This window comes from uncultured Caballeronia sp. (assembly GCF_964243625.1).
Taxonomy (GTDB): Bacteria; Pseudomonadota; Gammaproteobacteria; order Burkholderiales; family Burkholderiaceae; genus Caballeronia.
Map to the genome: position 1 here is coordinate 1 of NZ_CAXTGZ010000273.1, position 7,916 is coordinate 7,916.

Annotated in this window: 7 protein-coding genes and 1 pseudogene; 3 read left to right on the forward strand and 5 right to left on the reverse strand. The window is 58.1% G+C overall.

All coding sequences use genetic code 11. The annotated features are described in order from the left end of the window. Positions 1-372, reverse strand: a 372-nt coding sequence (locus ACFFAR_RS18535; RefSeq protein ID WP_174364707.1) for an ATP-binding cassette domain-containing protein, incomplete at its 3' end; no start/stop codon positions are given. A gap of 292 nt (positions 373-664) precedes the next feature. Here ACFFAR_RS18535 and ACFFAR_RS18540 point away from each other — a divergent pair. Further along, a complete protein-coding gene (locus tag ACFFAR_RS18540) occupies positions 665-1,597 on the forward strand; it encodes a LysR substrate-binding domain-containing protein (RefSeq protein ID WP_056352995.1) in 933 nt (310 codons plus the stop codon). A 15-nt stretch (positions 1,598-1,612) separates the two neighbouring features. On the opposite strand, the gene ACFFAR_RS18545 is transcribed toward ACFFAR_RS18540, so the two are convergent. Continuing rightward, positions 1,613-2,983: an 8-oxoguanine deaminase gene (locus ACFFAR_RS18545; protein ID WP_174364708.1), complete on the reverse strand. Its 1,371-nt coding sequence runs from the start codon at positions 2,981-2,983 to the stop codon at positions 1,613-1,615. A 480-nt stretch (positions 2,984-3,463) separates the two neighbouring features. Between ACFFAR_RS18545 and uraH the strand changes: the two genes are divergently transcribed. Together uraH and ACFFAR_RS18555 are read left to right on the forward strand one after the other, a co-directional pair. Next, a complete protein-coding gene (uraH, locus tag ACFFAR_RS18550) occupies positions 3,464-3,817 on the forward strand; it encodes a hydroxyisourate hydrolase (RefSeq protein WP_075357855.1) in 354 nt (117 codons plus the stop codon). A gap of 70 nt (positions 3,818-3,887) precedes the next feature. Beyond that, complete coding sequence (locus tag ACFFAR_RS18555; protein WP_061999202.1) at positions 3,888-5,081, forward strand: urate hydroxylase PuuD; 1,194 nt, start codon at positions 3,888-3,890, stop codon at positions 5,079-5,081. 199 nt (positions 5,082-5,280) lie between these two features. Here ACFFAR_RS18555 and ACFFAR_RS18560 read toward each other — a convergent pair. The 3 genes and pseudogenes from ACFFAR_RS18560 to ACFFAR_RS18570 form a co-directional block, all read right to left on the reverse strand. Then, a protein-coding gene (locus ACFFAR_RS18560; protein WP_375508243.1) for an IS3 family transposase occupies positions 5,281-6,416 on the reverse strand; the annotation gives its coding sequence in 2 pieces (ribosomal slippage) (positions 5,281-6,167 and positions 6,167-6,416; 1,137 coding nt in all). A gap of 444 nt (positions 6,417-6,860) precedes the next feature. Next, entirely contained in the window at positions 6,861-7,367 is a 507-nt protein-coding gene (locus ACFFAR_RS18565; RefSeq protein ID WP_174364901.1) for an ureidoglycolate lyase, read from the reverse strand. A 25-nt stretch (positions 7,368-7,392) separates the two neighbouring features. Then, positions 7,393-7,916, reverse strand: a pseudogene (locus ACFFAR_RS18570) (allantoicase); the annotation flags it as partial.

The window sequence follows — 7,916 nt, forward strand, 5'->3', positions numbered from 1 at the left end:
GAGATCGAATCTATCGTCGAGCGCGAGCGCAATGTTCTCGCCGACGGTCAGCGTATCGAAGAGCGAAAAGTGCTGGAACACCATGCCGATACCCAGCTTTCGCGCCGCAGCCGGACTGCCGATCTCGACCGTCTCGCCGTTCCACTGAATCTCGCCTTCGTCTGGCCGCACGGCGCCGTAGATGATTTTCATCAACGTCGATTTACCGGCGCCGTTCTCGCCGAGCACGGCGTGGATTTCACCGGGTTCGACGACGAGCGTGACGTCGTCGTTCGCCTTGACGGCGGGATATTGCTTGCTGATGCCGCGTAGCGCGAGGCGCGGAACACGCGCACCGCCCGGCTGAATGGAAGAGGAAATAGCGTCGCCCATATGGACTCAGAAAGTGCGGAAATTGCGCAAAACCGGGGTAACCGGTCAGGCGGCAACGGAAACAAGCAGTCTGCGAGGAAAAGATACCCAAAATGGTGCGGGGCGTCGATTGCTCAAAATAGTGCGCGTGATAACGCCACGTTGAAGTCACTTCCAAGCAACAAACAGCTGTTGCAAAGCTTGCAACGAACTTGCTTTCGGGTATGTCTGTCTTGACGCCATAAATGTGTCATATTAAAAACAATATGTCCCGCACCTTGGTCTATCAGCTAGACCGTATATTGGAGAGAACATGAGTCAGCAACGCGAAGCAATCGATACTTACTTGTTACGCGTCCTGCACACCCTTCTCATGGAACGCAGCGTCACACGCGCGGCCGTGAAGTTGAATCAGTCGCAACCCGCCATCAGCGCGGCGCTCCGGCGTCTGCGCGATATCACCGGAGATCCGCTGCTCGTGCGCGGCAAAGCAGGCATGGTCCCGACCGAATACGGTCTGCGCCTGCTCGAACCCACGCAAAACGCACTGCGCGAGATCGAACGCATCAAGGTCCAGCAACATAATTTCGAACCGTCGACTTCGGTGCGGTGTTATCGGATTGGCTGCCCGGATTACCTGAATGTGTTGTTCGTGCCCACCGTGGTCGAGCGCTTTCGCATTGCTGCGCCCAACGCCACGCTCGAATTTCATTCGCTCGGTCCCGCTTTCGACTACGAACTCGCGCTGGAAGAAGGCAAGCTCGACATCGTTGTGGGCAACTGGCCCGAGCCGCCAGAACAACTGCATCTCTCGAATCTTTTTGTCGACAAGATCGTGTGCCTTGTCAGTTCCAATCATCCGTTTGCGCGTCGCGGCGCGCTCACACTCGACCAGTACCTCAACGCGCCGCATCTCGCGCCCACGCCTTATTCCGTGGGCCAGCGCGGTGCGATCGATGTCCATCTGGCACGCGAGCGCCTCAAGCGCCATGTGGTCGTCACGCTGCCCTACTTCAATCTCGCGCCGTACGTGCTGATCAAGTCGGACCTCGTGTTCACGACCACCCGCCTTTTTGCGGATCACTACGCGAAGTTCCTGCCGCTGACCGTGGTGCCCGCCCCGCTCGATTTCCCGCCAATGCAGTATTACCAGTTGTGGCACGAGCGCTGCCATTACTCCGACGAAGTACGGTGGCTGCGTCACCTGGTCGCCGATGCCACGCGCTCGCTGATCGATGTTCCCTGATCCTTTCCCGAGGCCCTAGCGGGCCAATTCCATCAGCTTTCCCGCCAGCCGGTTATGACGCTCGACGATCGGACCCAGATCGACGGTCGTCAACTGACCGTGACGCACGACCACCTTTCCATCGATGACACTCGTCGCCACCTGCGACGGCGCGCAGAAAACCAGCGCCGCGACGGGATCGTGCAGCGCGCCGGCGAAAGCGTGATGGCTTAGATCGAACGACACGAAATCCGCGGCCATGCCCGGCGCCAACGCGCCGATATCGTCCCGGCCCAGTACTTTTGCGCCGCCAAGCGTGGCGATCTCCAGGGCTTCGCGCGCGCTCATGGCGTCGGGACCAAACCCCACGCGCTGCAATAACATGGCTTGCCGCACTTCGGCCACCATCTGTGCGCCATCATTCGATGCCGATCCATCCACGCCGATGCCCACGCTCACGCCCGCATCACGCATCGCACGAATTGGCGCAATGCCCGATGCCAGCCGCATGTTCGAACACGGACAGTGCGCCACGCCCGTCCCGGTGCGTCCAAACAATTCGATACCCGCGCGGTCGAGCTGCACACAATGCGCGTGCCACACATCCGGTCCGACCCAGCCCAGATCCTCGGCGTATTCGGCCGGCGACATGCCAAACTTCTCCCGGCTGTACGTGACGTCATTCACGTTCTCGGCGAGATGCGTGTGCATCGATACCCCATACTCCCGCGCCAGTACAGCCGAATCGCGCATCAACTCGCGGCTCACCGAGAATGGCGAGCATGGCGCCACGACGACGCGCAGCATCGCGTAACGGCCTTTGTCGTTATATGTCTCGATCAGGCGCTGCGTGTCTTTCAGGATCGCGTCTTCTTTCTCGACCACTGAATCCGGCGGCAATCCACCGTCTTTTTGCCCGACGCTCATGCTGCCGCGCGCCGCATGAAAACGCATGCCAATTTGCTGCGCCGACGCAATGCTGTCATCGAGCCGCGCGCCGTTCGGATAAATGTAGAGGTGATCGCTCGACGTCGTGCAGCCCGAGAGCAGCAACTCGGCCATGGCGGTGAGCGTCGACACCTCGATCATTTCCGGCGTCAGGTTCGCCCAGATTTTGTAGAGGCTCGTGAGCCAGCCGAACAACTCGGCGTTCTGCGCTGCCGGCACGGCCCGCGTCAGGCTCTGGTACATATGGTGATGGGTGTTGACGAGACCCGGAATCACCAGATGGCCCGCCATGTCCAGCACTTCGTCTGCGTCCTGCGGCAACTCGCTCGTCGGCCCAACGGCCACGATCCGGTTGCCTTCGATAAACAATCCGCCGTCGCGAATCTCACGCCGTGCGTCGTCCATGGTCACGAGCACCTGCGCATTCTTTACCAGCAAGGTTTTTTGCTTCTGCTGCATATTGATCTCCGCTGCTTCACTGTTTTCCGAGGGCGCGAAGATAACACTCGACTTCGCGTATTCACCCGGTTACCCAGCGTCGATCGCCGTCTTCGGGATGCCAGCCAGCCGCGCTGTGCAAGGCCTCACTGTCACAAGCCAAAAAGCCTCTGACAATGCGAACGCCGCCATAGTTGTCTTCACAGACTCAATATGATGGTGAATTTTGGCGCAGGTAGCATCGGCGGGAAGCGATGAAAAAGGGTTGGAACGCATGGCCGTTCTCGCCCGCAATGCAGGGTTTTCGCTCATGTGCTGCGGATTATCTTGCTTATCGCGGGCGTTATGATCACGGCAACTTTTTACAATGCTGAACACGGCGCGCATCCACTCACGCCGACGGGTATGTAGCCACGATTGTGGAGCCTCGATCCGCCGCTGAAGTCTGTTCCAGACGGTTCGATGCGCAGCCGCTCCTCGCACACTACAAGGACAACGCGAATGGGCAAGCTAACAACCCACGTACTCGATACCGCGCACGGCCGTCCCGGCGCCGGCATCAAAGTCGAACTCTTCGTTCTTGCCGGTGAAACCCGGCGTTCACTTCTCACCACCCAAACCAACTCCGACGGGCGTTGCGACGCTCCGTTGCTTCAGGACGATGCATTCGTCACAGGCGAATACGAGCTCGTGTTCCACGCAGGCGATTATTTCGCTGCCAGTGGCGTGACGCTGCCCGAGCCTCGATTCGTGGATCGCGTGGTGCTGCGTTTCGGTGTGGCCGATGCCACCTCGCACTATCACGTGCCGCTGCTCGTATCGCCATGGGCTTACAGCACGTATCGCGGAAGCTGAGGTTGATCGGAGTTTTGCTCAAGAGCTGGCCTTTGAGGCTTGATTAAAGAATTCGTGGTGGAGACGTTTCATGCAAGGTTTTATTGTTGACTGGCTTAATCTCGCGTTGCGCTGGCTGCATGTGATTGTGGCGATTGCGTGGATTGGCGAGTCCTTCTATTTCGTGGCGCTCGATAACAGCCTGAAACCGGCGAAGGATCCTGCCGCGACGAAGCGCGGCGTATTCGGCGAGTTGTGGCACGTGCATGGCGGCGGGTTTTACAACATGCAGAAGTACACCGTCGCGCCGGAGAACATGCCCGAGGATTTGCACTGGTCGAAGTGGCCTTCCTACACCACGTGGATGTCCGGCTTTGGGCTCTTCATGGTGTTGTATCTGTTCTCGCCGAGCACGTATCTCATCGATAAAAATGTGCTCGACATGGGGCCGGTCGTTGCCGTTTCGTCAGCGCTGGGTTTCCTGCTTGCGGGCTGGATTGTTTATGACTCGCTGTGCCGCCTGCTCGGGAATCGCGACCGGTTGCTGGGCATCTGTGTTGGCGCTTACGTGATCATCGCGGCGTGGTTGGCATGTCATGTGTTCGCTGGACGCGCCGCTTATCTGATTACCGGCGCGACGCTTGCCACGATCATGTCGGCGAACGTGTTTTTCGTGATCATCCCCGGCCAGCGCAAGATGGTCGATGCCATGCTCAAGGGCCAGGTGCCCAATGCCATTTATGGCAAGCGCGGCAAGCAGCGTTCGGTGCACAACACCTATTTCACGTTGCCGGTGGTGTTCGTGATGCTGTCGAATCACTACGCGATGACTTACACGCATCCGTATAACTGGGCCGTGTTGCTGATCATCATGCTGGCCGGTGCGCTGATTCGGCAGTTCTTTGTGATGCGGCATCGTGGGCAGGTGTTGTGGTATTTGCCTGTGATTGGCGTGTTGCTGATGTTCGGTGCGTTTGCGTGGACCATGCCGAAGGCTGTGCCGACTGTTGCGCCAGTGGCGGGTGCGCCGGTTGTGCGGGTGGCCGATATTGAGCCGATCCTGCAGCAGCGTTGCGCGACCTGTCATGCTGCACATCCTACGATGATGGGCGCCGCGCCCGCAGGGGTTTTGCTTGATACGCCGGATGCTATTTCGATGAACGCGCAACGGGTCTATCAGCAGGCTGTGGTGCTCAAAGCAATGCCGCTTGGGAACGTCACGCAGATGACCGATGCCGAACGGGCCAAGATCGCTGCTTGGTTTCAAGGCGGGGCTTTGAAGTAATTTTCGTTCGCACTTGGTTCTTTGTGTGTTGCGTGGGGCCTGGACGGTTGATGGCAGCAGCTCGGTGCTCAGTTATGCCGGGTTGCTGCTGTCCAGGTTCTCGCGCGGTTTGTCTTGGCTGATTTCTTGAACACTATTAGCCACTGTCCGTGGCGGGACTGTAGTGGTCAAGTAATTGTGGACACCCGCAAAGGGGATTTCATAAAGAACTCGCTTCGTACAGAACCGGCGGCAAATTGTGGGTTGCCGAATGAAGACGCTGATAGTTGTAGTACTTTTCCACGAACTCTCGGATGTCACTTTTTGCTTCCTCATGGCTTTCGTACTCGTGTTCGCCGATCCATTCGCTCTTTAAGCTCCTGAAGAAACGCTCAACCACCGCGTTGTCCCAGCAATTACCTTTGCGACTCATGCTCTGTGTGATGCCGGCGTTCTTCAGATCATCGACAAAGCGTGCGCTCGTGTATTGGCAGCCCTGATCCGAATGGAACATGAGGCCCGCGCCCGGTTGTCGGCTGCGGTACGCGTGCTGCAAAGCCCGAATCACGAGTTCCGTGGCAGCCTGGATGTCAAACGCCCAGCCTACAATGCGGCGCGAGTGCAAATCCATGACGATGGCCAGATACGACCAACCTTGCTTACTTCTCACGTACGTCACATCGCCCGCCCAGACACGATTGATCGCACCGGGTTCGAACTTGCGCTCCAACAGGTGCTGTGCCACGTGCGCCTCGCCTTCAGCCTTTCGATACCGGTGAGTGCGCCGCTTGCGCACCACCAACTCTGCTTCTCTCATCAAGCTTCTTGCCCGGTGGCGCCCGACTGCATAGCCTTTGCGCTGCAACGACTGCGCCATCCTGCGGCTACCGTAGCTGGCTCGGCTTTCATCGTGTATCTGACGCGCAGCATCGAGCAGTTGCGAAGAGTGCCGGCGCTGCACACGTGGCCGCACAAATGCGTAGTAGCTGCTGCGAGACACGCCCGTCAGGGCGCACATGGCGATAATCGGATAGGCCTTCCTCAACGAATGAATCACTTCAATGAGCGATCCATTTCTTTCACGAAGAAGGCCGTGGATTTTTTTAAAATCTCCCGCTCCCTTTCCAGATCGGCTACCCGCGCCTCCAGCTCCTTTATGCGCTGCGCGTCCGCGCTAATCTGGTCAGCCGTGCGCGGGGGCGCCGCCTTTTGCGCGCGCCATTGCGCCACCCAGCGCCGTAAAGCCGTGTCGCCAACGCCCATCGCCTTGCTCGCTTGAGCAAAGGAATATCGCTGCTCCACTACAAGGCGGATCGCGTCGGCCTTGAATTCGTCTGGAAAGTCTCGTCTGCCCATTTCTCACCTCATTTAGAGAATTATCCCTTTTTGAGGTGTCCACGACCATTGGACCACTACAGACTTCATTTCTTTTTCCAACGGCGAAAAAGAAACGAAGCAAAGAAAACGCCTCTTAACCGATGGCTCATAAGTGTCCCGAGCGTGCAGGTCCAATCTGTTTGGTACTTCAGAAGAACGCTCGACGCCATAACCACGGACACTCGAACCCCTCCCCCTCCGAAGTCTTACATCCACACGCTTCGCCACCAGTGGTATCGGGCAAGTTCCAATGCACATAGGACTTGGTACGACCGAATCCTTCGTTTGCGATCTTATGGCTTGATCAAATGTTCGCTTAGTTAGATAAGCCTCTGAAACACCTTCAATCAAATCCATTAAAGCAAAAAGCAGCGGCACGGCGTTGAACCGGCTCGCTGCTTTTCGTTCACGCAAATACTCTAGTCAGGTACGACCGAAGTCCTCGTCCATCAACCAGAGCGATTCTTCCAGTTGCTGCTCATTGAGGTTGACCCCATCCCCACCACGATCAACCACGATGAAGTCGCTCACTTCATCAAGTGCAATCAACGGGTGATGCCAGACTCCCTTCGCGTAATTCACGCCCTGCCACCCGCGCGTCACAAACGCGCGAATAGCAGAAGGTTTCAACTCGCCAGCCGGCGCCACCACAACCAGGTACGGGCGATCGTTGAGCGGCACAAACGCCTGACTTCCCAAAGGATGCCGCTCAAGCATCGATACCTCGAACGGCAGCACCCGCAGCTGCCCGCGGAACAGGTTCACCAGCGTCCGTCCACCTTCGTCTTCCACATCGATACGAGCCAGATCATGGAAGCGCATCGTCGTCCCGAGGTTGATCGGGATCTGCTTCGCGCCCTCGAGCTCGATGACATCGCCGAACGGCTCGAAGGCTGCCTTGGTCAACGGTTCAACTGCCAACTTTTTCATCGCAGGACCTGCTTCATCATGAACTTCACGCCAGCGTGCCGAACAAGCGCAACCGCGATACGCCACCATCCGGATAAATGTTGAACCGCACGTGCGTGACAGGGCCCAGTGCAGCAATCTCTGATTCAAACCCGTGCTGCTTGTCCATCTGCAGCTTCTGCTCGCCAAGCAGCACCGGCCAGAACATAGCCTGCGTAACGAGCGAACTGTCGGTTCCACCCGTCACATACGCGGCCTGCAGCGAACACCGGTCAGGATAATTGCCCTTGAAATGCGCGGTATCGACTTCGATTTTCTTGATCACGCCCGGCTGCGCCAACGCGACGATGCACCAGTCGTTGCCCGGCTCACGACGACGCCGCGTTTCCCAGCCATCGCCCATGTTCACGCCGCGGCCCGGCATCAGCAAGGTCGACGCCAAGCCGAAATGCTGATTGTTCGTGCCAACCAGATACGCGCCATTTTCCATGGCAGCGAGATCGAACAATTCGCTGCGGCTCGCACTGCTCCAGTCGAGCTGCGGCTGACCATAGACGCGCAACCGGGCAA

Excerpts from the sequence above, each read along its gene's own strand:
- ACFFAR_RS18565 (WP_174364901.1), bottom strand. The coding sequence starts at position 7,367 with ATGAAAAAGTTGGCAGTTGAACCGTTGACCAAGGCAGCCTTCGAGCCG.
- ACFFAR_RS18555 (WP_061999202.1), top strand. The coding sequence starts at position 3,888 with ATGCAAGGTTTTATTGTTGACTGGCTTAATCTCGCGTTGCGCTGGCTG.
- ACFFAR_RS18545 (WP_174364708.1), bottom strand. The coding sequence starts at position 2,983 with ATGCAGCAGAAGCAAAAAACCTTGCTGGTAAAGAATGCGCAGGTGCTC.
- ACFFAR_RS18540 (WP_056352995.1), top strand. The coding sequence starts at position 665 with ATGAGTCAGCAACGCGAAGCAATCGATACTTACTTGTTACGCGTCCTG.
- uraH (WP_075357855.1), top strand. The coding sequence starts at position 3,464 with ATGGGCAAGCTAACAACCCACGTACTCGATACCGCGCACGGCCGTCCC.